17 protein-coding genes and 1 tRNA gene are annotated in these 25,065 nt (G+C 62.3%); 11 read left to right on the forward strand and 7 right to left on the reverse strand.

The features are described from left to right. The first annotated feature begins 93 nt into the window (after window positions 1–93). The 6 genes from GFD18_RS06160 (at window position 94) to GFD18_RS06185 (ending at window position 5,885) form a co-directional block, all read left to right on the forward strand. Complete coding sequence (locus GFD18_RS06160; RefSeq protein WP_163198790.1) at window positions 94–1,038, forward strand: DsbA family protein; 945 nt, start codon at window positions 94–96, stop codon at window positions 1,036–1,038. Between the two features lie 229 nt (window positions 1,039–1,267). Continuing rightward, window positions 1,268–1,341: transfer RNA gene (locus tag GFD18_RS06165), tRNA-Thr, on the forward strand. A gap of 444 nt (window positions 1,342–1,785) precedes the next feature. Continuing rightward, a complete protein-coding gene (locus GFD18_RS06170) occupies window positions 1,786–3,312 on the forward strand; it encodes an aggregation-promoting factor C-terminal-like domain-containing protein (RefSeq protein ID WP_163198792.1) in 1,527 nt (508 codons plus the stop codon). A gap of 19 nt (window positions 3,313–3,331) precedes the next feature. Beyond that, complete coding sequence (gene rsmA, locus GFD18_RS06175; protein ID WP_163198986.1) at window positions 3,332–4,252, forward strand: 16S rRNA (adenine(1518)-N(6)/adenine(1519)-N(6))-dimethyltransferase RsmA; 921 nt, start codon at window positions 3,332–3,334, stop codon at window positions 4,250–4,252. Next, the gene (locus tag GFD18_RS06180; protein WP_163198794.1) at window positions 4,249–5,184 is read left to right on the forward strand and encodes a 4-(cytidine 5'-diphospho)-2-C-methyl-D-erythritol kinase; all 936 of its coding nucleotides are present in this window, start codon (window positions 4,249–4,251) and stop codon (window positions 5,182–5,184) included. Before rsmA ends, GFD18_RS06180 begins: the two co-directional genes overlap by 4 nt. A 65-nt stretch (window positions 5,185–5,249) precedes the next feature. Continuing rightward, window positions 5,250–5,885 (forward strand): LytR C-terminal domain-containing protein, encoded by a 636-nt coding sequence (locus GFD18_RS06185; RefSeq protein WP_163198797.1) that lies wholly within the window; start codon window positions 5,250–5,252, stop codon window positions 5,883–5,885. Between the two features lie 131 nt (window positions 5,886–6,016). On the opposite strand, the gene GFD18_RS06190 is transcribed toward GFD18_RS06185, so the two are convergent. After that, window positions 6,017–7,429 carry a CCA tRNA nucleotidyltransferase gene (locus GFD18_RS06190; RefSeq protein ID WP_163198800.1) on the reverse strand — a complete coding sequence of 471 codons (1,413 nt, stop codon included), beginning with the start codon at window positions 7,427–7,429 and terminating at the stop codon, window positions 6,017–6,019. A 75-nt stretch (window positions 7,430–7,504) separates the two neighbouring features. On the opposite strand from GFD18_RS06190, the gene GFD18_RS11280 reads away from it, so the two are divergent. The 5 genes from GFD18_RS11280 (at window position 7,505) to trxB (ending at window position 17,392) form a co-directional block, all read left to right on the forward strand. Beyond that, window positions 7,505–8,254 carry an NUDIX hydrolase gene (locus GFD18_RS11280; protein ID WP_191997336.1) on the forward strand — a complete coding sequence of 250 codons (750 nt, stop codon included), beginning with the start codon at window positions 7,505–7,507 and terminating at the stop codon, window positions 8,252–8,254. A 115-nt stretch (window positions 8,255–8,369) separates the two neighbouring features. Next, window positions 8,370–10,583, forward strand: a complete 2,214-nt coding sequence (locus tag GFD18_RS06200) for a DUF6049 family protein (RefSeq protein WP_263863974.1) — start codon at window positions 8,370–8,372, stop codon at window positions 10,581–10,583. Then, on the forward strand, window positions 10,580–14,488 hold the full coding sequence (locus tag GFD18_RS06205) for a murein biosynthesis integral membrane protein MurJ (protein ID WP_163198806.1): 3,909 nt from the start codon (window positions 10,580–10,582) through the stop codon (window positions 14,486–14,488). Before GFD18_RS06200 ends, GFD18_RS06205 begins: the two co-directional genes overlap by 4 nt. Before the next feature lie 631 nt (window positions 14,489–15,119). Beyond that, window positions 15,120–16,373, forward strand: a complete 1,254-nt coding sequence (locus tag GFD18_RS06210; RefSeq protein ID WP_163198808.1) for a Fic family protein — start codon at window positions 15,120–15,122, stop codon at window positions 16,371–16,373. A gap of 68 nt (window positions 16,374–16,441) precedes the next feature. Beyond that, window positions 16,442–17,392: a thioredoxin-disulfide reductase gene (gene trxB, locus GFD18_RS06215; RefSeq protein ID WP_163198811.1), complete on the forward strand. Its 951-nt coding sequence runs from the start codon at window positions 16,442–16,444 to the stop codon at window positions 17,390–17,392. A gap of 80 nt (window positions 17,393–17,472) precedes the next feature. On the opposite strand, the gene GFD18_RS06220 is transcribed toward trxB, so the two are convergent. From GFD18_RS06220 to GFD18_RS06245, 6 genes are all read right to left on the reverse strand, one after another. Further along, window positions 17,473–19,134 carry a zinc ribbon domain-containing protein gene (locus GFD18_RS06220; protein ID WP_163198814.1) on the reverse strand — a complete coding sequence of 554 codons (1,662 nt, stop codon included), beginning with the start codon at window positions 19,132–19,134 and terminating at the stop codon, window positions 17,473–17,475. Between the two features lie 299 nt (window positions 19,135–19,433). Further along, window positions 19,434–19,709, reverse strand: a complete 276-nt coding sequence (locus tag GFD18_RS06225; protein WP_318644355.1) for a hypothetical protein — start codon at window positions 19,707–19,709, stop codon at window positions 19,434–19,436. A gap of 271 nt (window positions 19,710–19,980) precedes the next feature. Then, window positions 19,981–21,444 carry a ParB/RepB/Spo0J family partition protein gene (locus GFD18_RS06230; protein WP_163198818.1) on the reverse strand — a complete coding sequence of 488 codons (1,464 nt, stop codon included), beginning with the start codon at window positions 21,442–21,444 and terminating at the stop codon, window positions 19,981–19,983. 2 nt (window positions 21,445–21,446) lie between these two features. After that, window positions 21,447–22,442, reverse strand: a complete 996-nt coding sequence (locus tag GFD18_RS06235; protein WP_100510358.1) for a ParA family protein — start codon at window positions 22,440–22,442, stop codon at window positions 21,447–21,449. Window positions 22,443–23,448: 1,006 nt separating this feature from the next. Next, a complete protein-coding gene (gene rsmG / locus GFD18_RS06240; protein ID WP_163228265.1) occupies window positions 23,449–24,111 on the reverse strand; it encodes a 16S rRNA (guanine(527)-N(7))-methyltransferase RsmG in 663 nt (220 codons plus the stop codon). Window positions 24,112–24,452: 341 nt separating this feature from the next. Continuing rightward, complete coding sequence (locus tag GFD18_RS06245; protein ID WP_163198824.1) at window positions 24,453–25,001, reverse strand: Jag family protein; 549 nt, start codon at window positions 24,999–25,001, stop codon at window positions 24,453–24,455. Window positions 25,002–25,065 lie beyond the last annotated feature (64 nt).

Genomic DNA, 25,065 nt, shown 5'->3' on the forward strand with positions numbered 1-25,065 from the left:
CATCACCGTTTATTTACCTCCCGACGCTAAACTTTCGATTCGTAATCGAGCTGTCGCGCATCGTTCGCGACGTCATGAGGAGATCACCCGCACATGGCCAAGACCACCAAGAAACCCACGAACCGCAAGGCGAGGCAGGCCGCCGAGGCGGCAGCCGCCAAGGCGCGCGCCGAGCAGGCGCAGCGCGACCGCCGCAACCAGACCATCATCGGCGCAGTCGTCGTCGCCGTCGTCATCGCCCTGATAGCGGTCATCGGCTTCAACATCTGGAAGGCCAACCATCCCACGCAGGATGCCGGCGAGCTCAACGACGCCTGGTCGCAGGTCGAGGCGGCCTCGCCGAAGCCGGCGAACACCACCGAGAAGGGCGGCTTCGTCATTTCGAAGAACGGTCTGAACAAGCCGGTCAAGGGCGTCCCCACCGTGGCCGTGTACATGGACTTCATGTGCCCCGGCTGCGGCGCCATGGAACGCGCGCTCGGCGACACGTATTCGCAGCTGGTCGATGCCGGCCAGATCAACATCGAGATTCATCCGATGAGCTTCATGGACCGTTACTCCACCGATGAATACTCCACGCGTGCCGCCAACGCGGCCATCGAGATCGCCGAGAAGGAGCCGGAGCATCTGCTGAAGTTCATCACGCTCATGTACGCCGAGGACTTCCAGCCGAGCGAAAGCGACTACAGTCCGGTCTCCAACGCGCAGATCAAGCAGCAGGCCATCGACGCCGGCGTGAGCGAATCCGTCGCCGCCTCGGCCACCGACGGCAAGCATGTGTATGGCGACTGGCTGAAGGCCATCAGCAAGTACACGCCGCTGCGTCAGGAGCTGTGGAACGTCGAAGGCCAGCTCAAGGGCCAGATGAGCACGCCGACGATCACCGTCAACGGCCAGTACTGGAACCGCAACTCCATCCCGTCCGACACCGACCAGCGCACCGCGTTCCTCAAGGCCATCGGCCTCGACGCGAACGCCGTGGGCAAGGAGGGCAAGCTCCCGTCGGTCGGCACCGACAAGGGCCCGCTCTACCCGTGATGTCCAATCCCCGCCTGACGGACTGAACCCGCAAGACCCGATGGACCCGCAAATCCCTCCTCGTCGATGGATTTGCGGGTCCATGCATTTCCAACCGCGCCCCGATAATCCCTCAATCCCTGCGGCGGCAAGGCCAACGGACCGTCGAAGATGACAATATTCCCGCGTTTGGTTATACTTGCCTTCGTTCGATATCGTCGGACGGCATCGTCGCGACGGTCATGAACATGCCTCCTTAGCTCAGATGGCCAGAGCGGCCGCCTTGTAAGCGGCAGGTCGTCGGTTCGATCCCGACAGGAGGCTCCCGATAACCGAACTCTCATAATTGAAGAAGAACACCCTATGCGGGGGTTGTCACGACGCCATAGACGACACACGTCGTGATAAGATTTCCCCGCGAGAGTAGTATGGTTTGTGAGATACATCTCATAAGCGCATATGCGTGCGTGGCGTACGCACGTTGGGGATACAAGACTTACCGCGAGTAAGGACTCAGGAGCTTCCCCCATCAATACAGCTTCTGAGATATGGGACGGAGCATCCCCCAACCCGCTCCGTCCACGAGCGAGGGGCCGGATTCATCCCCCTTCTAAAACCGGCTCCTCGCTCTCTTTCTTTTTTCGACGCCTTGACAACCACGCCTGCAAATGTGCGAATTTGGCGGCATACGGACCGCGAACCGCCGTCGTCAAGGCCGGCATCATACAATTGATTCCGTATGTTCAAGCGGTTTTTGGGAGGATTTTGATGGCACGTCGATGGACTCCACAACGATTTCTGGCGCTTCGTCGTATTCGTGTGGTGGCATGCGCCGTTATCGTGACCGTGGCATGCGTACTGGCGTTCTTCGTCACCACACGCAAGACGGTGACGCTGGACATCAACGGCAAGACCACCACGGTGCAGACGAACGCGATGAGCGTCAACCGTCTGCTTCAGGAGCAGAACATCGCCGTGAAGACGCACGACATCGTCAGGTCCACGTCCGGCGACATGCTGAGCGACCACGCGGTCGTCACCATGCAGAGCGCATATCAGGCCACCATCAACATCGAGGGCCAGGACGTGCCGTTCTGGACGGTCGCGACGAGCGCCGACCAGCTGCTCGGATTCTTCAAGGACAACGAGAAGGCCGCCTCCAAGGTGACCGTCGACATCAAGAACGTATACAACCAGCTCACCGGCGGCTTCATCATCAACAAGCAGGGGCCGGTCACCGTGGTCGCCGACGGCAAGTCGAGCGAGGCGCCGAACGGCAAGCTCACCGCCGCGTCCATCCTTGATTCCAAGGGCATCGTGCTGGGCAAGGAAGACCGCGTGAGCGTGGAGAACACGGGCGGCACCAACACCGTGCTGCGCGTGCAGCGCGTGACCCACGGCGAGACCACGAAGACCATCGCCGTGCCGTTCGATACGCAGACCATCGTCGATTCCAGCCTCGAACCCGGTGAGACGGTAGTGCGCCAGGAAGGCCAGGCCGGCGAGAAGAAGGCCACGTATAACACCACGTTCGTGGACGGCAAGGAGGAATCCTCCATCCTCCTCAAGGAGCAGACCACGAAGATCGCCATCGACAAGATCGTCGCCGTCGGACCGGAGAAGCCCAAGGAGACGCCGAAGCCGAGCGAAAGCGCCTCCGGCTCGTCCTCGCCGAGCGACGATTCCAGCAACGGCTCCAACGCCGACTCCTCGAAGAAGCCGAGCGCAAGCTCGAGCGCATCCTCGTCCGCCTCGTCCTCCGCCAAGCCTTCGCAGTCGGCCACGGCCAAGCCCACGCAGACCGCGAAGCCGACCTCGAAGCCCACCGCCACGGCCAAGCCCACGCAGACGGCCAAGCCGACGTCCAAGCCCACGACCGCAAAGCCCACCTCGAAGCCGACGACCGCAAAGCCGACGTCCAAGCCCACCACGTCGAAGCCGAGCACCAACACCGGCAGCAGCAGCTCCGGCAGCGGACTGTGGCACCCCTCCGCGGCCGCAGCGCAGACCTACGCCAAGGGCGCCGCCGCACAGCGCGGCTGGACCGGCAGCAACTGGACGAACCTCGTGGCCCTGTGGAACCGCGAGTCCAGCTGGCAGTGGAACGCCGAGAACCCCTATTCGGGCGCCTACGGCATCCCGCAGTCGCTGCCCGGCAGCAAGATGGCCGCGTTCGGCGCCAACTGGCGCGACGACGCGTCCATCCAGATCAACTGGGGACTGTCCTACATCGCCCAGCGCTACGGCAGCCCGAACGGCGCCTGGGCCCACTCGCAGAGCACCGGATGGTACTAAATCGATGACCGACACCACTATGCCCGATAAGCCCAGCCATGCCTCGACCGATGCCGCCGACCAGGCGGACGCCGAGACCAGCGGCCTGCTCGGCGCGGCGGACATCCGCCGCATCGCCGCAGACGCCGGCGTGACCCCCACCAAGAAGTTCGGCCAGAACTTCGTCATCGATCCCGGAACCGTGCGCCGCATCGCACGCACCGCCGAAATCGGCGCCGACGACCAGGTGATGGAGGTCGGTCCCGGACTGGGCTCGCTCACCCTCGCCCTGCTGGAGACCGGTGCGGCCGTCACCGCGGTGGAGATCGACCCGCCGCTGGCCGAACGCCTGCCGCACACCATCGTCGAGCGCATGCCGCAGGCGGCGGAGCGTTTCGCCGTCATCAACCAGGACGCGCTGAAGGTCACGCCCGACGATACGCCGGCGCTGGCGCGGGCCGAATCGTTCACGCTGGTGGCCAACCTGCCGTACAACGTGGCGACGCCCATCATCATCACGCTGCTGGAACGCTATCCGAATCTTTCGAGCTTCGTCGTCATGGTGCAGAAGGAGGTCGCCGACCGCCTGTGCGCCAAGCCGGGATCGAAGATCTACGGCACGCCGTCGGTGAAGCTGCAGTGGTTCGGCGAGGCCGAACGCGCCGGCGTCATCGGGCGCAACGTGTTCTGGCCGGCACCGAACGTGGACTCCGCGCTGGTGAAGTTCACCCGCACGCACACCGACCTGACGGACGACGACATCGCCGCCCGCAAACGCACGTTCGCATTGGTCGACGCCGCGTTCGCGCAGCGTCGCAAGACCCTGCACGCCGCGTTGAAGAAGACGGTGCCGGCCTCGGCGTTCGAGACCGCCGGCATCGACGCCACACTGCGCGGCGAGACGCTGACCATCGACCGGTTCGCCGCTTTGGCGGCGGCCGCGGAGGCCGATGCCGCATGACCGCATTCGCCTATTCGCCGGCATCCACGGCGACGCCAGCTTCCACGACGACCAGGCCGGGTACCGCCGTGCGCGTGGAATGCCCCGCCAAGACCAATCTGACGTTGGAGGTCGGCGAACCGGTCGCCGCATGGGGCGGTCGTCATCGCCTCGACACCATCTACTGCGCAGTGGGCATCTACGACACGGTCACGGTGACGCAGAAGGAGCCGGGCACCGGCTTCTCGCTGGACATCAGCGGCGCATACCTCGGCGATCTGGCGTTCGACAAGGCCGATATGCGCCGCAACCATGCGGTCATGGCATTGTTCGCCCTGGCCGAGGCCGCCGGCAAAAGCACCGACGTGGCCATCAGCCTCGAGAAGCGCATTCCCGTCGGCGCCGGCCTCGGCGGCGGCTCCAGCGATGCCGCCGGCACGCTGCTGGCATTGAACCGTCTGTGGAATCTTGATTGGGCTGTCGAACGGCTGCAGCCCATCGCCGCCACACTCGGCGCGGATATGCCGTTCTGCCTCAGCGGCGGCCTCGCCCGCGGCACCGGCTATGGCGAGCGCATCGAGCGCATCAGCACATCCCACCCCGGTGTGAACGCCTCGCAATTGGGCATGATGGTCGTCGGCGCCTACAACGCGCAGCTGAGCACGCCCGAGGTCTATCGCACGTTCGACGTCGTCGGCACGAACGCCGGCGAGGCCAATCATCTGCAGAAAGCGGCGGTCGCGCTGCATCCGCGGTCGGGCGAGGCCATCGCCGCGGCCTTGGACGCCGGCGCAAGCTCGGCGTTCGTCTCGGGATCGGGCCCGTCCGTCGTGGCCTGCGTTCCGGACGAACGCACATCGGCGGCCGTATGCCGCGCATGGCAGGCGGCACGATGCGTCGACAGACTGTTCGAGACGTCGGCGCCGGTGACGCCGATCGTCTCCGAATGCTGACGAACCGAGTCAGGCATTCACGTTAAGGTGGTATCCATTACAGACAGCAAGCGGGAAGGTACGTCATGACGTCTCCGGAAGCCTTCGACGAGCGCAAGGCCCGTCAGCAATTCGTACGCGACAGGCAGAAGATCGTGTTCACCATCGCGATCGCACTGTTGGCCGTGATTCTTGTGGTGGCTTTCTTGTTCTATTTCGGTGTGCTCGGCAAATCCTCGTCGGCCAAGGCCGCGGAGAAGCCGAACTACGGCGTCATCGCGCCGTGCGCGACGACCGATAACACCGGTACCGCCAAGACGGTGGCGAATGGCAACGTCACCATTCGTGTGCTGAACGGCACCGACAAGTCGGGTCTGGCCAACGCCGTGAGCAGCGCGCTGAAGAACCGCGGCTTCGTCACCAAGGGCGTGGCCGACTACCCGGGCACCACCACGCTGAAGCGCACGGAGATCCGGTTCGGCAAGAACGCCGTCAACCAGGCGTACACCGTGGCCGGCCACTTCAACGACGCCATCATGCGCATGGACGACCGTTCCGACAAGCTCATCGACGTCGTCATCGGCTCCACGTTCTCCACGCTGACCGACGAGAACGAGGTGAAGACCGGCGCAGACCAGCAGATCACGTCGTTCCAGAACTGCGTGGCCGCCGACAAGATCACCAATCTTCCCAAGGCCGTGGACCACGCCGCGGTGAAGTGATCCATACGCCATTCACGACGAAAGGGGCTCCTCATCGAGGAGCCCCTTCGCATATGTGATTCACGTCCGATTCGCGTGATTCGCCTAGTTCACGAATCACGCGTCATGAATCAATCGCGTGTTTCGTCGATTCATGCCTCCTCGGCGTACCAGCGCTTGAGTTCGGCGACGGCGGCGTCGTAATCGGTCGGGCCGTTGTCGAGACGGAAGTCCAGCATGTGCTTGCGGGCGCGGCCGACCTCGGGGCCGGGTTCGAGCCCGAGGATCTCCATGATCTGCTGGCCGTCCAGGTCGGGGCGGATCGCGTCGATGTCCTCGCGCTTCTTGAGCTCGATGACGCGCGCCTCCATGTCGTCCATCGCGTCGGAGAACATCTGCGACTTGCGCTTGTTCTGCGTGGTCGCATCGGCACGGGTCAGACGGTTGAGCCTGTGGTACAGGTGGCCGGCGTCGCGCACGTAGCGACGCACGGCGGCGTCTGTCCACGGCTCGTCGATGTATCCGTGGAAGCGCAGATGCAGGGCCACGAGGTCGGTGACGTCCTCCACCACATGATGGTCGAAGCGCAGGGCCTTGAGCCGCTTGCGCGTCATCTTCGCACCCACGTAGTCGTGATGGTGGAAGCTCACCTTGCCGCCGGCCTCGAACCGGCGCGTGCGGGGCTTGCCGATGTCGTGCATGATGGCCGCCAGGCGCAGCGTCAGATCGGGCGCGGGCACGGGACCGTCCGGACCGGTCTCCAGCGCGATGGCGCGGTCGAGCACCATGAGCGTGTGCTGGAACACGTCCTTGTGGCGGTGATGCTCGTCCATCTCCAGCTGCAGGGCGGGAATCTCGGGCAGGACCTCGTCGGCGAGACCGGAATCCACCAGCGCCTCGATGCCGGCGTGCGGGTTGTCGCTGAGCAGCAGCTTGGTCAGTTCGTCGCGCACGCGTTCCGCCGACACGATGGAGATGCGGTCGACCATGTTGGTGATGGCCTCGGCGGTGGCCGGCTCGATGGAGAATCCCAGCTGCGCGACGAACCGCACGGCGCGCATCATGCGCAGCGGATCGTCGTCGAACGACTGCTCCGGGTCTACCGGCGTGCGCAGGATCTTCTTCTGCAGGTCATTCGCGCCGCCGAACGGGTCGACGAACTCGCACTGCGGCACGCGCAATGCCATCGCGTTCACGGTGAAGTCGCGGCGGGAGAGATCGCCTTCGAGGCTGTCGCCATAGTTCACTTCGGGCTTGCGGGAATCCGGGTCATAGGTGTCGGACCGGTAGGTCGTCACCTCGACGCCGATCTCGCTGCCGTCCTCACGACGCTTCATGGCCCCCAACGTGCCGAACTTCCTGCCCATGTCCCAGAATCCATGGCCCCATTTGCGCAGAATGGGCTCGAACTCCTCGGGACGTGCCGACGTGCAGAAATCCAGATCATGTGAGGGACGGTTCAGCAGCAGGTCGCGCACAGGCCCGCCCACCAGCGCCAGTTCATAGCCGTGCTCGTTGAACAATTCACCCAGTTCAATGGCCTCGGGCCACACCTCGAATCCCACGCTCGCTCCTTTCGCTTTGCGCAATCAAGCTTACCGTTACCCCACCTGCACAATGTTTTGCGTATTGTAAGAGGTATGACTACTCCCGGAGATGTTGCGCGCATGATGGCCCGTGCCGCCAGTTCTTCGGGGAATTATACCCAAAACGGACCCCTTCCCGAGGGTGCCGAAAACGGTCTCGAACCGGTGCCGTTGCGCCCCCTCTACAGCTCCGAGACTCCACAATATGGACAGCGTGCCACATTGCGACTGCCTGAAGGCGATGTGGAATTTTCCGAGGACCGCATCGATTCGCGCGAGGTGGAGGACAGCCCCATCCCGCCGCGTCCGACGCCGGCGATCATGGCGAAGAAGCAGACGCAGCCCACCACGTTCGCCTCGCTGGACGCCCGCGAGCTGCCGGTCGTGCGCGAATACTCCGCCGGCGGCCTGATCTTCGACGAACAGGGACGCGTGGCGATCATCGCCCGCCATTCCCGCTCCGGACATCTGGAATGGTGCCTGCCGAAGGGTCATATCGAAAAGGGCGAGACGCCCGAACAGACGGCGGTGCGCGAGGTGCACGAGGAGACGGGAATCCTCGGCGAGGTCATCACCTCCATCGCCACCATCGACTACTGGTTCACCGGCACCGCGCAGCGCGTGCACAAGCTGGTCCACCACTATGCGTTGCGTATGATCGGCGGCGAACTGACGGTGGAGGGCGATCCCGACCACGAGGCGGAAGACGCCATCTGGGTCAGGTTTGATGATTTGAACGACGTCCTGAGCTATCCTAACGAACGTAGGATTGCATGGCTGTATGCGCGAAAGCACAGGAAGTAGTTAGGATTTGCTGAACCGTACCGCACACCGCTCCGGCCGCGGCGGGGCCTGGTCGCCCTCGGCGTCGCGGCGCTTTCGCATATTCGTTTGTCTGGTCCTCACGCTGTTCGTCGGCATGTCATGGACGCTGACGGGCTCGGCGCCGGCGTGGGCGATGGACTCCGGCGAGGGAACGCAATCGACCTCCGACTCCACGTCGTCATCCTCATCATCGTCGTCATCCTCATCATCGTCGTCATCCTCATCATCGAGTGCATCAACGTCATCATCGTCGACGCACTCGTCGTCCGACATCACCCTTCGCGTCGAGAACAACACAAGCACGACCATCAACGGCAAGGACGACTACACGGCCGTCATCTCCATCACCAACGATTCGAAGACCAGGCTGGCCGCCGGCAAACTCGAGATTCGCACCAACCCGCGGTTCACGTTCGATTCGAGTCTGCTCATGCAGGAATGGGCCAACGATTCCGACGACGTCAGCCCCGAACTGCATTGGCTGCACGATACGCTCGGCTCGACGTCCGTCAACGCCCTGGAGCCGGGAGCAAAGCAGACGGTGATCGTGCACGCTTCGGCGGACAGCGACGTGATGCAGCTGTTCCGCACCTGGGGACCGAAGCCGCTGAGCATCCGGTACCTTGTCGGAGACGTTGAAAAAGCCTGCATCCATTCATTTGTTACCCGCACACAGGATGGCCTGAGCCTTGAGCAGACACCCCGTCTCAACATGGTCGTCGCGCTGCCGCTGACGACCTCGCAATGGAAGGCCACCAACGCGAACGTGAAGAAGCTGCTGACGCAGAGCGGCGACACCGACTCCGCCGTCACCTCGCTGGGCTCCACCGAGCGCAGCGAGCAGGAGGCGCTGACGGGCGTGCTCGCCCGCCACAAATCCATTCAGGTGGTCGGCGACCCGAGTTATGCGCAGACGTTCGAGACCAAGCCGAGCATGGCGGCGATCATGCAACCCGATGGATTCGACATCGCCTATCAGGCTCAGACCGCCGACCAGCACGACTGGCAGTCGACCGGCCTGAAGGCGTCGATGTGGAACGCCGCAAGCGGCGGCACGCTCTACCGCGACGCCGTCGGCGACGAGAAGGCCCCGGTGCCGACCGCCGTGGCCTGGCAGAGCAACGCGCAGTGGACCACGAAGTCGCTGGCCGCGGCGAAATCGCAGGGGTATTCGATCGTGGTGGCGGAATCCGGCTACGATCCGAGCACATCGAGCGCCGTGCACACGTCGAAGATGGTGGTGCCCACCAGCGCCGGCAACGTGACCGTGCTGAACACGCAGAGCGACCTGAGCACGCTCGCGCAGGGCAAGGCCACCAGCGACGACGCGCTGGCCGAAACCACCGAATCGGGCCGTCTGGCGCGCATCGTCGCACAGACCGCGCTCTACCAGCAGGAGGGACCGTACGAGTCACGCACGCTGCTGGTCTCGCTCGGCCAGGACGTCGACTCCACCGACACCGCCAACATGGAGGAGCTGGTCTCCAAGCTCGAATCCTGCTCGTGGCTCAAGCTCGACTCCCTCGCATCGCTCATCAAGGCGCAACCGTACGTCTCCTCCGAGGAGGCCGCCGAGCGTGCGAGCGCGGTGAAGCCCCTCGGCGGCCAGGAGGCCATCACACTCGGCAGACAGGTGCGCGATCTGAGTCGCGCCCGCACCAGCATCACCCGTTTCGTCGACCAGGTGCTGGCGAAGGATTCGAAGACGGCGTCCTCGTCGGCGTCGCCGTCGGCGAGCGCCGGCACGAGGACATCCGGCGGCGACCGGCCGACCGCCGCCCAATGGGCGCGGTCGCTGAACAGCGCCTATCTCGATCTGGCGCGCAAGTCGTTCAGTTCGTTCCCCGCCGAGAACACGACAATGATTCGTGCGGCCCGTCAGCTCGGCAACGGTCTGTTGTCGGGAATCTCCGTGGCCCAGCCCGATTCCATCAACATCGTGAGCCAGAGCGCGAAGATGCCGATAACCATCGCGAACGACCATCCGTACGCCGTGCACATCCATATCGCGGCCACGACCGATTCCGAGCTGTTCACGGCAAGCGTGGATGACGACCTGGTGATTCCCGCGCACGCGGAGGTGCAGTCGACGGTCAACATCCATGTGCTGAACTCCGGCAGCACCAACGTGACGGTTCAGCTGCAGGACCGCAACGGCGTGACGTTCGGCTCGTCCGCCTCCGCCCGTGTGACCAGCGTCTTTCAGATCAATGACTGGAGCGGCTACGCCATTCTGGCGCTGGCCGTGCTTCTTGGCGTGCTTGGCCTATGGCGCCAGTTCCATCGTGTAAAGGATCCCGACGAATGAGCAATTCCGTAGGACGTAACTCCCTCATCATGGCCGCCGGTACGGCGGCCTCGCGCGTTACCGGCCAGATTCGTTCGATTCTGCTGGCCGCCGCCATCGGCACGACCGGCATCGCGGCCAACGCGTACCAGACCGGCTCCATGATTCCGCAGGTCATCTTCACGCTGATCTCCGGCGGCATCTTCAACGCCGTGCTCGTGCCGCAGATCGTCCGTACGCTCAAGCACAAGGACGCCAACGAACGGCTGAGCAAGCTCATCACGCTGGCCATCGCACTGCTGCTGGGCATCACCGCGCTGATGATGCTGGCCACGCCTGTCATCACCCGACTGTATGTGAACCCGAACTGGGCGCCCGAGCAGCGGGCGCTGGTCGATGCGTTCACGTTGTGGTGCATGCCGCAGATCTTCTTCTACGGCCTGTATCTGGTGCTTGGCCAGATCCTGGCCGCGAAGGGACGTTTCGGCACGTATGCGTGGAGTTCCGTCGGCGCGAACGTCATCAGCTGCGCCGGCTTCATCGCGTTCATCATGATGTTCGGCAACGCCAGCCGCCAGCCGATGGAGTTCTGGACGAACGACAAGATCCTGCTCACCGCCGGCACATGGACGCTGGGCGTGGCGTTCCAGGCGCTGGTGCTGTTCGTGCCGCTGCTGCACATCGGTCTCAAGTACCGCATCAAATGGGGCATCCACGGCATCGGTCTGCGCTCCATGGGCAAGGTGGCCATCTGGAGTCTGGCGCTTACGGTGCTGAACCTCATCGTCGGCATGGTGACCTCGCAAATCAACACGGGCGCCCCTCTGGCCGGCCACGACCTGCACGGCATCGCCGGCAACGGCTCCTACCAGTACGCGTATTCGCTGTATATCCTGCCGTATTCGCTGATCGCCGTCTCCATCACGACGGCCGTGTTCCCGAAGCTTTCGCGCGCCATCAGCGACAACGACATCGCCTCCGCGCGCGCCGACCTGAGTTCGTCGGTGCGCAACGTCGGATTGTCGATGATGTTCTTCTCGGCGGCCCTGATCGCCATGCCCGTGCCCATCACGCGGGCGCTGCTGCCGTCGGTCAGCGTGCATGACGCGCTGCTGATCGCCGGACCGTTGGTGAGCCTGTCCGTCGGCCTGGTGCCGATCAGCGCGTTCCTGCTGATTCAGCGCACGTTCTACGCGTATGAGGACGGCAAGAGCCCGTTCCTCTTCGCCCTGCTCAACAACGCCGTGCAGCTGGTGTTCCTGCTGGTCTCCATCGCGGTGCTGCCGCCGCAGCATTGGGCGATGCTCGTCGGCCTGTCGCTGAGCGTGGCGTATCTGGTCACGATTCCGTTCCTGTTCCTGCGGCTTCGCAAACGTATGGGCGGCAGTCTGGACGGCCGGCGCATCCTCGCCATGCATGCGAAGGCGCTGGTCGCCGGCGTGGCCTCGGGCGTGGCCGGATGGCTGGTCGGCAAGCCCCTGATGGCGCTGCTCGGCGTGCATTACGACCGGTTCGACGGCGTCATGCGCTGGGTTGATTCGCTCATCATCTGCGTGGTGCTCACCATCGTGATCGCCGCCGTATATGCGGCGCTGCTCATGGTGCTGCGCGTCTCCGAGTTCACCGATCTCGTCCATGCCGTGGCGGCGCGTCTGGGCCGCGGTCGCGGCGCCACCCGGACCGATGCCGGAATCAGTGCCGACGCCGACGGGAGCAATCCCGACGGCACTGATTCCGGAACGTCCGACGAGGCCGCGGAAGCCGCCGAAAACACGGTGAGGCCGCGCACCGTCTCGTCGTCGTCGGCCGGCGGTCCGGCAAGTGTAACGGATTCGTCACTAGTTGCGCGGGAAGCTAGGCCTTCGGGCACTCCGACCTATAGAATTGCTACAGCCGAATCCGCGCGCAACCTATTCGCATATGAGAAGAGCAGCACCATGAAACCAGGCCTTGGAGACACCCTGATCGACCGCTACACCTTGGTACAGGTATTACGCGAGGAGCCTGGTCTTTCCGTGTGGCGCGCGAACGACAGCGTGATGGCCAAGGACTGCCAGCTGTTCCTTATCTCCGATGTCGAGATCTCCGCCAACGCGAACGAGATCGCATCGTCGCTGGTGCTGAGCCACAACCCGAGGTTCACGCCGATCCAGCAGATTCGTTCCGAAGAGGGCGCGTGCATCATCATCACCGACCTCGACCCCGGCATCTCGCTGAGCCGCTATCTGGCGCATAACGCCGGCGCCCCGCATCATGCGCTGAGCGCCGAGGCGATTCGCACCATCATGGGCGAAAGCGCCGAGGCCGCGCTGTCGCTGCGTGCCGCCAAGCTGAATCATCGCGCGATCAGCGCCGACGTGATTCGTCTGACGTCGCAGCATGTGACGCTGGCCGATGCGCCGATTTCGTCGGCTCTGGTGCCGGCTCTGCTCGGCCCTTCCGAGAATCCCGATTCCGAGGCCGTGGTCATCCGCCAGCTTGCCGCCGTGCTGTTCGAGGCCGTCACCGGCCGCCGCTATGAGGCCGGCGCGAAGGTGGATTCGGCCGAGTTCGCCGATGTGCCCGACGAGTTCCGCATCATCTGCATGCGTGGTCTGGGCCTGCACGAGGCCGGCGAACCCGTGCCCGTGCCGATCAGCACGCTGAACGAGTTCGAGGTGCTGCTGGGCACGTGGAAGCCGGTCACCGAGCTGACCCACGACGATATGACCATCGCCTCGCATGCCTCCAGCCAGTCGGTGGAACTGGTGCAGGTGCTTCCGGCCAAGCAGGAGAACATCGTGGAGCTTCCGGCCGCGTTCCGGCCGGCGCCCGAGAAGCCGCAGCTGTCGCAGGAGCCCGCCGGCAAGGCGTGGAGCACCAACCAGCTGCTGTTCTCCGGCCACCGCGAGGTGGACGAGGCCAATCCCGAGGATTTCGCCTCCGACTACTACGATCCCCTCTCCCCGGACCTGCCGCTGCAGGACGGCAATACGCAGTCGAAGCCCACGCTCGGTCTGGATGTGTCCGGCATCCGTCACGGCAAGGCGCCGTCCGTCTCCGACACCGCCGACAATCTTCCGGCGCATGCCGCCCCCTCGGCCACCGGCCCCGCCGTGCTGATGCCGGTGAGCGTGAAGCCGGCCCTGCCGGAGAACCCGAACGCCAGGAACGCCAACGCCACCGCCGCCCAGGGCGCCAAGAGCAACGAGGGCGTCGGCGATGCGACGATCGTCATGGAGCCGCTGCCGGCGAGCTTCGAGCCGCAGCTGCCGATGAACCCGCCGTCGTATTCGCCCACCGGCAACGTGCAGCAGCAGGCCGCCATGGCCATCGACGAGGAGGAGCAGTCCCCGGAGGTCCGCAAGAAGCAGCGTATGCATCGCATCGTGGCCGTGCTGTGCACGGTCGTCGTACTGGCGGTCATCTTCGCCGGCGCCGCGATGGCGTTGGGCCTGTTCTCGCCTGACAAGGGCAAGACCAAGTCGGCGGACGCCTGGCCGTCCATCAACACGTCGGAGGTCGGCGGCTTCCCGAGCTCGGCATCCACCGCACCGTCCACGTCGTCCTCGCCGAAGAAGACCACGGCGTCGGCCACCCCCACGCCGTCGAACACCACGGCGTACACTACGTCCACGCAGACCTTCGTCGACGGTTCCGCCAATCTCGGCGGCCGCGGCTGGTATGTGCAGCTCGCCCAGCAGGAGGACGTCTCCCGCGTGGTGGTCTCGCTGCGCCAGTCCGGCGGCAAGGCCGCAATCTATGCGGGCGCGACGAGCGACAACCCGACCGGTGGCACCAAGGTGGCGGAGTTCTCCTTCGCGGCCGGCGGCACCACCGAGGTGAAGCTCAGCAAGTCGGTCAAGACGCAGAGCCTCGTCATCTGGGTGCCGTCCGACACCACCCCTGACGGCGGCCTCTACTTCAACTCCGTCCAGGTGTACTGAGCGTCATCGAGCCGCGCATCGGACGCTCGATGGCATTGAGCGTCCGATGGTGCCGAACGTTCGATATCGCAATATCCGTGGTGTGGTCCATCCGTTCCGATGGACCACACCACGTTTTTATTGTTTCGCGTCGTAATCCATCAATCCTGATGGATTGCATCACATTCTCGTGATTTTGCGTCGCAGTCCATCGAAAATCCAATAGCTTGATTTCAAGATCGTTGCAATCATGCGGTTTCTCTCTGGTCCGACATCGAATGACGATGGACTACGTCGCATTTCGCACATTTCGCTGCGTAGTCCATGTCGCAGCAAGTCACGACGGCAAGCTCACACCGCGATAATCGTGTCTCCCTGCGCAATCAGGATTGCAACGCCCACAGGTGTCAGCCGATGCCCACCGCCCGCCACGGGTCATCATTCATCGCCGTATCCCGTCTCCTTATGCATCAAAACGTCATTTCGACGCATAAGAAACCCACCGGACCTGCTCTAACGTGTCTTTTTGGCAAAAAGACACGTTAGAGACTCTATTTATCTCTCACTAATGCGTCTTTTTGCCAAAAAGACGCATTAGAAGGTAGGATGTATCCCTACTAAAGATTCCTTTGATGAGAAAGTGCGATTGACGATGGATTACAAAAGCATCAGACAAGCCGTGCATATGAGTCAATCCACCAAGCCGCCAAAGGATATCGCCGAGACCGAATACCGGCAGCGTCTCGCCGGATGGAGCACGTTCCGTTCCGGAATCGTATTGGACGGTCATGAGTTGTTCGTCATGGGCTTTCGAGAGCTCATGACGCTCTCCGACCACATTCGAGAACAGGATGACGCCGTCGTCGCACTATGGAATAAGCTTCCGCCAATCGCACGGCGAGCGTACATCATGGATCTCATCGGCGCCGAAATGCAGAGCACCAACGACATCGAAGGCGTACGCTCCACGCGCCGTGAAATCAGCGACGCACTGGAAGTCGCCCTGACGAATGGGCCGAAGAAAAGATTCACCGAATTCGCGCGGCTTTTTCTCGCCCTCAGTGACGACGACCCGACCCATCTCGATTTTCCGCAGTCATTGCAGGATATCCGTACCATCTATGATGGCGTAATCGCAGGCGAACTCGCCGAAGACAGGATACCCGACGGCGAAATCTTCCGTGATGGTCCCGTGTATATCGATAACGCGGCCACGGGCAAGCGCATTCATACCGGAGCGACGCCGGAATCGGCCATCATTGCATTGCTCACGCAATGGTTGCGCTTATCCCATGACGGCGGTGTGCCGCCGCTTATCAGAGCGGCGATGTGTCATTACGCATTCGAATGCATCCATCCGTTTTATGACGGCAATGGCCGAATGGGACGGTTCCTATTCGCCCTGCAGCTGCGTAAGCATCTCAGCGTACCGACCGTCATTGGACTGAGTCCATGCATATACGACGGCAAAGCGTCGTATTACAAGGCATTCGAAGATGCACAGCATCCTCTGAACTGCCAGGACGGAAGTCTGTTCGCCTATCGAATGATGACATTCGTCGCCGAATCGCAACAACGCATCATCGATGACCTCACGGAAAAGCAGATCATGCTGGATCATGCGTTCAACTCTCTCGAACAGCTCCGCAATGACCGGCACTGGGACGATGACCAATTCAATATCATCGGCTTCCTTATTCAGGAGGAACTGTTCGGCGCGATTCCGCATCGCATGACCCGAACACAGTTGCGCAGCGCACTGAACGCCGGCCTGAAACGCGTGAACAATGCCTTGGCCGGACTTGAAACCGACGGAGCCGTTGCCCATACCGGACAACGACCGGCGTACTATGCACTGTCACGCTCCACGCTGGCCGCATTGCTTGGCGATGACGCTCTCGGATAATGATTCCGAACGGCCTCCACACCGGCGTTTCCGCCGAGGGCGATGGACGCTGTTGTAGGGTGAGAGGCATGAGTGAAACGCAAGAGACAAGCAAACATGACGTCATCATCATCGGTTCCGGACCGGCCGGCTACACGGCCGCCATCTATCTCGGACGAGCGGGCTACCGTCCGCTGATCATCGCCGGCGCCCTGACGCCCGGCGGCCAGCTGGTCAACACCTCCGAGGTGGAGAACTTCCCCGGCTTCCCCGAGGGCATTCTCGGCCCGGAGCTGATGGACCGCATGCGCGAGCAGGCCGAGAAGTTCGGCGCCGTAATCGAATACGACGACGTGACCTCGGTGGACTTCTCCGGCGACGAGAAGACCCTGCACACGGATTCCGGCACGGACTACCAGGCCAAGGCGGTCATCGTGGCCACGGGGTCGCAGCACCGCAAGCTCGGCGTGCCCGGCGAGGAGGAGTTCGCCGGCCGCGGCGTCTCCTACTGCGCCACCTGCGACGGCTTCTTCTTCCGCAACAAGCCGATCGTCGTGGTCGGCGGCGGCGATTCCGCCATGGAGGAGGCCGACTTCCTGTCCCGCTTCGGCTCGTCGGTGACGATCGTGCATCGTCGCGGCGAGTTCCGTGCCTCGAAGATCATGGTGGAGCGAGCGCAGCAGAATCCGAAGATTCGTTTCGAGCTCAACGCCACGGTTTCGGCCATTCATGGCGACGATCAGTCCGGAGCCACCGAGGTCGAGCTCACCGACGTCACCACCGGCGAGACGCGCGTGATTCCCGCGAACGGAGTGTTCGTGGCCATCGGCCAGATTCCGCAGACGGAGTTCCTCGGCGGCGCCGTCGAGACGGCCGCCGACGGCACCATCAAGGTCGACGGGGCGTCGTCCCGCACCTCCGCGCCCGGCGTGTTCGCCGCCGGCGACAACGCCGACGCCGTGTACCAGCAGGCCATCACCGCCGCCGGCATGGGATGCCGCGCCGCCCTCGACGCCCAGGCGTATCTCATCGGCGAATAGTCGAGACGTGTCGGCGGCCAATCATTCGACAAAGGCGATGTGTCGCCGACACCCATCGGTGGCGTCATTAATCGGTGGCGTCATTGCTGTTGCGTACTGCGTCCGCAGGATGGGCAGAACCGCGCTTCTACGCGCATCCGCGTGCCGCAATGCATGCAGAAGCGCCATTGAGAGGTGGGCTGCGCAGCTGTTGGCAAGGCGGACTGCGGCGATGGTTGTGGCACGGTCGGTTGTGGCACGGGTCGAGGCACCGACCGTACGGCACCGGTCCCGGCATTGTTCTGAGCCACCGGCGGCAATGGCACCGAATCAGGCCGCGAGGCGCCGTCAACGGCGACGTTCCTGACCTTGCGTTGCCGCATGACCACCACCACGATCACCGCAATGCCCGCTACAGCAGCCACCGCAAGCGCAATCGTCATAACGGGATTGCCCGCCAGGCCACCGAAGACCCCGCCTGCACTCTTTCCTCCGGCTTTGGAGCCGCCGATGCCATGGGATGCATTCGCGGATGCCTTGGGCAGATGGGTCTTCATCACCACCAGATATACGGGGTCATTGGCCGAGTCCGCATCCGTGGCCATCACCAGTCGGGAATCATCCGGGGTCATGGTCAGGGACCGCACCAACCGTTCGCCATCCGGATGCGCGGCCTCCGAGATTGCGCCGGTTGATGTGTTCACCGCCGAAACATCACCATGTTCCCCAACGGTGTAGGCCGTCGAGCCATCGGCGTTCAACACGATCTGCTCGCCCGCCCCGGCGAGATTCTCCTGCATGCGCTCCGGCATGGCAACGGACGTCAGCGTCTTCCCCGTACCGATGTCGATGGTCCGCATCGTTGCGTTCTTCCAGCTGACGTGGCTGTTGTCATCGACCGAGGACTTGCCCATGGCGGCTATCGAACCCCACAGGTTGTACCCCAGTATCGCGCCTGAATCCGACGGCACAACGGTCTTCAATTTCCCACTATCCGGGTCGAGCGTAGCCACATTCATCTTGTTGTTGCGCTGCACCATCACACTGTGGGTATCGGAGAATTGCGTGGTGAACAATACCGCACTTACATCGTCATCGGTCTGTATGGCGTGAGATGCGGTTTGTTTCCCGCTGGTAAGGCTGTATGCGCTGAATGAGTATTGCGCGGACGTGGAAGACGTATTCTGCCGCAATAGGCTCAGCACATACATCGTCGTGTTGTCTTCGGTAAGGATCACCTGGCTGACGCTGCCCTCGACATCGAAAGTATGCTTTTCGGCAGGCAAGGTGAGATCGTATTGATGCAGTCTTGTCGACGAGCCGTTTTCGGTGGTGGTCAGCATCGTCGAACCATCCCGGGATACCGCCATCAAACCGCCCGCACAATCACCCAGCCGCCGTTCCGTCTCCTCCTTCATGTCGACGGCACGAACGGGGTCCGACGAGGAGGTTCCCGTGCTGTAGTACAGCATTGACGATTTCGGATCCATGATGGTGCTGATCGCGGATATGGTATTGACCTTGCCTGTCCGCAGATCGACGATTCGCACGGTATGCAGCTTCTCCGAGATGCTGCCGAATCGGGTGGCGGCGACATACCGACCGTTCGCACTGACACTCACTGTGGGATAGGACCCGCCATCGGCGTTGTCGTCGATGCGTATGGACTTCTCCCAGGTCGGTGTCGGCGAGGACGCGGCATATGACAAATCGGCGGGAGCAATCATCATGCCGAATATCGCGGCTATCGCGAATATCACCATCGACAACGTCGTATTTGCGGCAGCGATTGGCGTGGGCGGCCGGCTTACAGACGATGACTGGCATTCGCGTGACGACTGGCGTGCGTATATCAACTGACGCATCGGCTTCCCCTGTCTCATTTCACCATTGACATGACGATTCTCGTGATTCCTGATTATAGGCCGATGCGATTTCCGCCCCAATACCCGATTTCTCTCCTGATGATTGTTTCACGTGAAACAGCGGCATGGCTTCCTGATTTTGGCTGGAAACCATGCCGCTGTTCTGCCGTTTTTTGGGAGGGGTATTGTCCGATGCCTCAACCCAAACGTGGGGCGGAGGGACCGTTCATGCGGTTCTGACGCTCCTCCTCCTTGGCCTTCTTCATGTTATAGAGCAGCTGGAGCACCATCACCACGAACAGCACCACGTCGAAGACGACGCCGACCATCACGCTGCCGTATTCGTTTGCCGTGTAGAACGGCGCGATGATCATAAGGACGATGCAGATGGGAACCATCATCCAGGTGCGGCGCAGCTTCCCCTTGTAGTTCATATTCCAATAGATCAGGGATTTATCCTTCTTGCCGGCCACGATAGTCTCCTTCATTGAGCGTTATGCCGGGCGAATCGCCCGGTCATCTGCCTGCAATCTCACGATAGGAGACGCCGGTGAAGACAACATGAACCGGAGGATAACCCCCCGTATATCATTGCGCGGCAAGGCGATAAATATACCCCCCGCGATTTGATACGACTCGATTAGACCATACGGAATCAAATCCCATAATCAGACCCCATATGACGTTGGGGGACGTTTCACGTGAAACGTCCCCCAACGAGTCGACTGCATCGGACGAAATATCTCAGATCCAGCCGTCATCCTTGCCGTCAGTGGCTTCGCCCGACTGGTGCTCGCTGCCGAGCAGCTGCAGGATGCGATCGAAATCCTCCTCCGATGCGAAGGTGATCTCGATGCGGCCCTTCTTCTTCGAACCGCGAATCGCCACCTTGGTGTCGAAACGGTTCTCCAACGAATGCAGGGCCGGCGAATCCGCCCAGACGTTCTGGCGACGAGGCTTCTTCTTGCCATCCGGATTCTGACGGACCTCCGTGGCCACAATCTCCTCGGTGGTGCGCACGGAAAGACCTTCGGCGATGATCTTGTTCGCCAGTTCCTCCATGCGTTCCGGATTCGAAAGGCCCAGCAGCGCACGCGCATGTCCGGCGCTCAGCACACCGGCCGACACCTTCTTCTGCACCGACGCCGGCAGCTGCAGCAGACGCAGCGTATTGGCGATCTGAGGACGAGACTTCGACACCGACTTCGACAGCTGTTCCTGCGTCAGGCCGAATTCGCTCAGCATCTGCTGGTATGCAGCCGCCTCTTCCAGCGGATTGAGCGCCACGCGATGCAGGTTCTCCAGCAGCGCATCGCGAAGCATATCGGTGTCCGACGTGGTCTTCACGATGGCGGGAATCGTCTTCAGCTTGGCCAGTTGGGTCGCACGCCAGCGGCGCTCGCCCATGATGAGCTCGTACGGCGCCTTGCTCTCGGAGGCCGCAATGGCCTCCGCCGTGCGCTTGCGCACGACGATGGGCTGCAGCACGCCGACTTCCTGAATCGAACGCGAAAGCTCCAGCAGTTCGTCCTCGTCGAAAATCTGACGCGGCTGATGGTCGTTCGGCGTGATGTCCGTAACCGACAGTTCGGCCAGATATCCACCGGCGACCGGCTTGGGCCCTTCGGCCGAGGAATCCGCGGATTCGGACGCATCGTGACGTTCCGCGGACTTCGCCGACGTCTTCTTGACTCCGGTGGCCTTCGTGGCAGACTTGCCACCGCCTTTACCACTGCCGGCATGATCGCCGGCTGCTGCGGCAGCGGCGGCTTCGGGCCTCGCCGCGGCATTGGCGATCTGCGAAGACAGCGGGCGGGTCGGTGCAATCAGATCCGACAATGCGCTCGGAGTCACACCGGTGCTCGACGACGTTCCGTCAGAGGAATCCCCGCCGAAGAACATATCGCTCGGATGCAGCGAATCCACAAGGGACGGCATGCTCGGCCGCTTGCCCTTCCTGCCGGCCGCGCCCTTCGAACCGGAGGCCTCTCCCCCGGCCTCAGCACGATTGCGCTGCGTGGACTTCACCGGCTTGACGGACTTCGTTGCGTCGGCCGCGGCCGTTGTTCCGGAATCCGTGCGCGGAGCCTTCGCCGCCGCGGAATCCGCAGCCGGTGCTGCCGGCTTCTTCTCTTCGGGCTCTTCGCCCGGAAGCGAGGGGAACAAGGCACCAAGGCCCTTGCCCAAACGACGAGAACGTGCTGCCATGATCAGTCCCCACTCTTTCGCGATGCAATGGTTTGTAACACTTGTTCGGAACGCTTGGCGATTTCCAGCGCCGCCTCGCGGTACGAAATCGACCCGGCACCATTCGGCTCGTAGGAGACGACCGGCTTGCTGAAGCTCGGAGCCTCGGCGATCTTCACCGAACGAGGGATGGTGGTGTTCAGCACGATATCCGGGTAATGGTTCTTCACCTCGTCGAACACGTCCTGGCTCAGGATCGTTCGGCGATCGAACATCGTGATCAGCATGGTGGAGATGATGAGGTCCTTGTTCAGGGAGGCCTGCACCAGACCGATGGTCTTCATCAGCTGGCCGAGACCTTCCAGCGCGTAGTATTCGGCCTGGATCGGAATCATCACCTCATGTGCGGCGCACAGTGCGTTCAACACCAGCAGACCGAGGCTCGGGGCGCAGTCGATGAAGATATAGTCGTACTGCTCGTCCGTCTCCTCTATATATGCGTCGATGCTCTCACGCAGCAGCATCGTACGATCCTCAAGCGCGGCAATCTCCAGTTCGGCGCCGCTCAAATCGATGGTGGAAGGCACCACGTCGAGCGTCGGGAAGTCCTGGCACTGCTGCTTGACCTCGCTGATGGTCAGACGTCCCTCAAGCACGTCATACACCGACGGGCTGCCGGACGAATGCTCGATGTCGAACGCCGTGGACGCATTGCCCTGCGGGTCCATATCGATGACGAGCACACGAGCCCCCTCCTGCGCAAGCGCAGAGGCGATGTTGACGACGGACGTCGTCTTGCCGACGCCACCCTTCTGATTCGCGACAGCGATCACACGCATCGAGGACGGCTTGGGGTAAGTCTCTCCTTCGAGATACTGGCGGCGTTCCGCCAAATCAAAAATCTGAGCTCCCAATCCAGAAGATTCGCCCTGAAAAATACGATTCAATACTTCAGAGGCTGACTCGATGGTATCGCCACGACCATTCGCGGATGATGTTTCATGTGAAACATTGGTCATGGTTCACCTTTCTTCTTTGCTTGTTACTAAGCGACTATTTTCGTCCTTGCATAACGATAGCGCAAGTTCACAGCGTATTGTGGATGAATGTGGACCATTGTGGATAAAAATGTGGATAACTCGAGATTTCGTCGGCAGCCAGCGTTTTTGCGCCAATTGTTCACATTTAACAAAACGCTGAAATATCAACGTTTTTCACCCCTGTTACGCTACTATCGAGAGGTCGAAAAGTTATCCACATTTCGTCAACACTGGTTGTGGATAACTCGTGGAAAACCGTGTTTTTCCGTCCATAACCACTAAATATTCGACATGTAGTAATCACCTGCCCTATATCTAGTTTTTTCATCCATGACCGGCGCCCGTCATCGCGACGACATCCCCCACAACACGCCCATTGCACACCCATATACGTATTCACGCACACGAGCACGGCAGAGTCATGCGCCGATGCCGGGTGCCAGAGCGCCGCAAGTCACCGCAGCGGACATCCTCCGATCTACGGTCGTCCCCAGTCAGAACCGGTACGTCTCGGCCGATCCCGATGGTGAACATCCTCGCACTTCCAAACCGATACGGCCTGACATCCCGCCTCCGGCGAATGACCACAGCGAAGGAACCGGCGGCGTCCTCCATCACACCAACCGACATCCCCACAGTATGACGTTATGAATGCATGCATACCGATGTTGTTCCCCGTACCAAATTCAGGCGCCACGAACACCTTTGCCCGAGGGTCGAAAATCGATCATCGGGGAGGGTGCCCGACGGCGTTCGCAAGCATCCCCCTCCCCCTTCTTTGATCACTTTACTTCCCACAGGAAATTTCGCAGGTTTCACTCGTTTTTCGCACCGTCGCCAAGTCATTCGGCATCATAAAGGCAGCCCGGCGCACGAAAAAGCCCCGGTCATGACGACCGGGGCCCTTCCGCGGGCGTGTTCACCCTTCCTGCAGTTTCTTGAGGCTCCTGCGACGACGGTAGCGGTCCCAGGACGCCGTTCGCCGCTATTTCTTGTCGACAAGCACGACGTGCGTGGATTCGAGGCCATCGGCCACCGGAGCCTCCACGACGCGCGGATTCACTCCCTTGGCACGCAGGATGAGCTTCATGCCCTTGTCGATCTCCGCCTGCGCGCTTTTGCCCTTGAGGGCCACCAGACGCCCGCCGGGACGCAGCAGCGGCATGGTGAAGCCGGCGAGCTTGCGCATCGGGGCGATGGCGCGGCAGGTCACCACGTCGAAGCCGGCGCCGGGCTTGACGGCGTCCTCGGCGCGTGCATGCACGATGCGAACGTTCTTCAGCCCCAGCTCGACCACGACCTCGCTGAGCCAGTCCACACGGCGTTCCATCGGCTCGATGAGCGACACCTTCACGTTCGGCAGACAGGCCGCCACGATGATGCCGGGGAATCCGCCGCCGCTGCCGACGTCGGCGAGCCGGCCGGTGGCCGATTCACGGTCCTTGGCGCCAAGCGCCTCGAGAATGAACGGCACGACGGCCGCCGAATTGAGAATGTGCCTCTCCCAGAGGATGTCCACGTCGCGGGGGCCGATCAGGCCCCGCGGCTCGCCCTCCTTCTCAAGCTTGGCATGGAACTTCGCAAGCGGCTCCGCCGCCGGCCCGAGCACTTCGGCGATAAGCGGCGAGCCTTCAAGCTGATCGGTCATGTATGCACCTCGATTACGTCAACGATTCTGTCGATCCCGTCAATGCGCCGGAAATCCTATCAATATGTCCGATGATATCCGACCCCGACGGCCGGCAAATCCGAAAGTGGGACGGTCTCAGGCCGGGCGAACAAGGGGGCCGAGACGGAAGAGGGCCGGTCCAACAAGGCGGACCGGCCCTCTTCGCAGGGTCAGACGGAGTCATGGTGGATTCAAGACAACCGAGCCATGACACCCAGGTCATGACAACCGAGCCATGACGATTCGTATAGGCCTCGTCGCAGGTCCGACGAATCACTCCTCATCGAAACCCGCTCCCCGTCCGACCTGCCCCGCGAGAACTACTCCTCGTCGAACTCCTCGACGTCGGGGTCCACGTCGGCGTCGGCCGCGGCGGCGTTGGCCTTGCGGTACACCGTCACGTAGCGGTGCGGCTCCTCGCCGTGGGAACGGGACTTCATGCCCTCCTCGCGCACCACGTCGTGGATGATCTTGCGTTCAAACGAGTTCATCGGGTCGAGGGACACCGGCTCGCCGGTCTCACGGACCTCGTCGATGGCATCCAGTGCCATGTTGCGCAGACGCTGGCGCTTGCGCTTGAGGTAGCCGTCGACGTCCACGATCAGGTGGGAACGCTCGCCGGTCTTCTGCTGCACGGCCAGGCGGGTCAGCTGCTGCAGGGCGTCGACGACCTCGCCCTTGCGTCCGATCAGATGCTTGATGTCGGTGTCGTCGTCGGCGACGATCTGCACGACCGGCCGATTGTTGCGAATGCCCATTTCGATATCGCCTTCGTAGTCGGCGATGTCCAACAGTCCTTCGAGATAATCGGCGGCGATATCAGCCTCCTCATTGAGCTGATCGACCGTCCTATCGTCTGATTGAGACATTGAAAACTCCTTAAATTCACGCAATACCAGCCAGTCTAATCGCACCGTGATATCGACACCACGC

The organism is Bifidobacterium saimiriisciurei, assembly GCF_010667655.1.
Taxonomy (GTDB): domain Bacteria; phylum Actinomycetota; class Actinomycetes; order Actinomycetales; family Bifidobacteriaceae; genus Galliscardovia; species Galliscardovia saimiriisciurei.

Bases quoted from the DNA above. Each gene is read 5' to 3' on its own strand.
- GFD18_RS06160 (WP_163198790.1), top strand. From the start codon at position 94: ATGGCCAAGACCACCAAGAAACCCACGAACCGCAAGGCGAGGCAGGCC.
- GFD18_RS06170 (WP_163198792.1), top strand. From the start codon at position 1,786: ATGGCACGTCGATGGACTCCACAACGATTTCTGGCGCTTCGTCGTATT.
- rsmA (WP_163198986.1), top strand. From the start codon at position 3,332: ATGCCCGATAAGCCCAGCCATGCCTCGACCGATGCCGCCGACCAGGCG.
- GFD18_RS06180 (WP_163198794.1), top strand. From the start codon at position 4,249: ATGACCGCATTCGCCTATTCGCCGGCATCCACGGCGACGCCAGCTTCC.
- GFD18_RS06185 (WP_163198797.1), top strand. From the start codon at position 5,250: ATGACGTCTCCGGAAGCCTTCGACGAGCGCAAGGCCCGTCAGCAATTC.
- GFD18_RS11280 (WP_191997336.1), top strand. From the start codon at position 7,505: ATGACTACTCCCGGAGATGTTGCGCGCATGATGGCCCGTGCCGCCAGT.
- GFD18_RS06200 (WP_263863974.1), top strand. From the start codon at position 8,370: ATGTCATGGACGCTGACGGGCTCGGCGCCGGCGTGGGCGATGGACTCC.
- GFD18_RS06205 (WP_163198806.1), top strand. From the start codon at position 10,580: ATGAGCAATTCCGTAGGACGTAACTCCCTCATCATGGCCGCCGGTACG.
- GFD18_RS06210 (WP_163198808.1), top strand. From the start codon at position 15,120: ATGGATTACAAAAGCATCAGACAAGCCGTGCATATGAGTCAATCCACC.
- trxB (WP_163198811.1), top strand. From the start codon at position 16,442: ATGAGTGAAACGCAAGAGACAAGCAAACATGACGTCATCATCATCGGT.
- GFD18_RS06220 (WP_163198814.1), bottom strand. From the start codon at position 19,134: ATGGTGATATTCGCGATAGCCGCGATATTCGGCATGATGATTGCTCCC.
- GFD18_RS06230 (WP_163198818.1), bottom strand. From the start codon at position 21,444: ATGGCAGCACGTTCTCGTCGTTTGGGCAAGGGCCTTGGTGCCTTGTTC.
- GFD18_RS06235 (WP_100510358.1), bottom strand. From the start codon at position 22,442: ATGACCAATGTTTCACATGAAACATCATCCGCGAATGGTCGTGGCGAT.
- rsmG (WP_163228265.1), bottom strand. From the start codon at position 24,111: ATGACCGATCAGCTTGAAGGCTCGCCGCTTATCGCCGAAGTGCTCGGG.
- GFD18_RS06245 (WP_163198824.1), bottom strand. From the start codon at position 25,001: ATGTCTCAATCAGACGATAGGACGGTCGATCAGCTCAATGAGGAGGCT.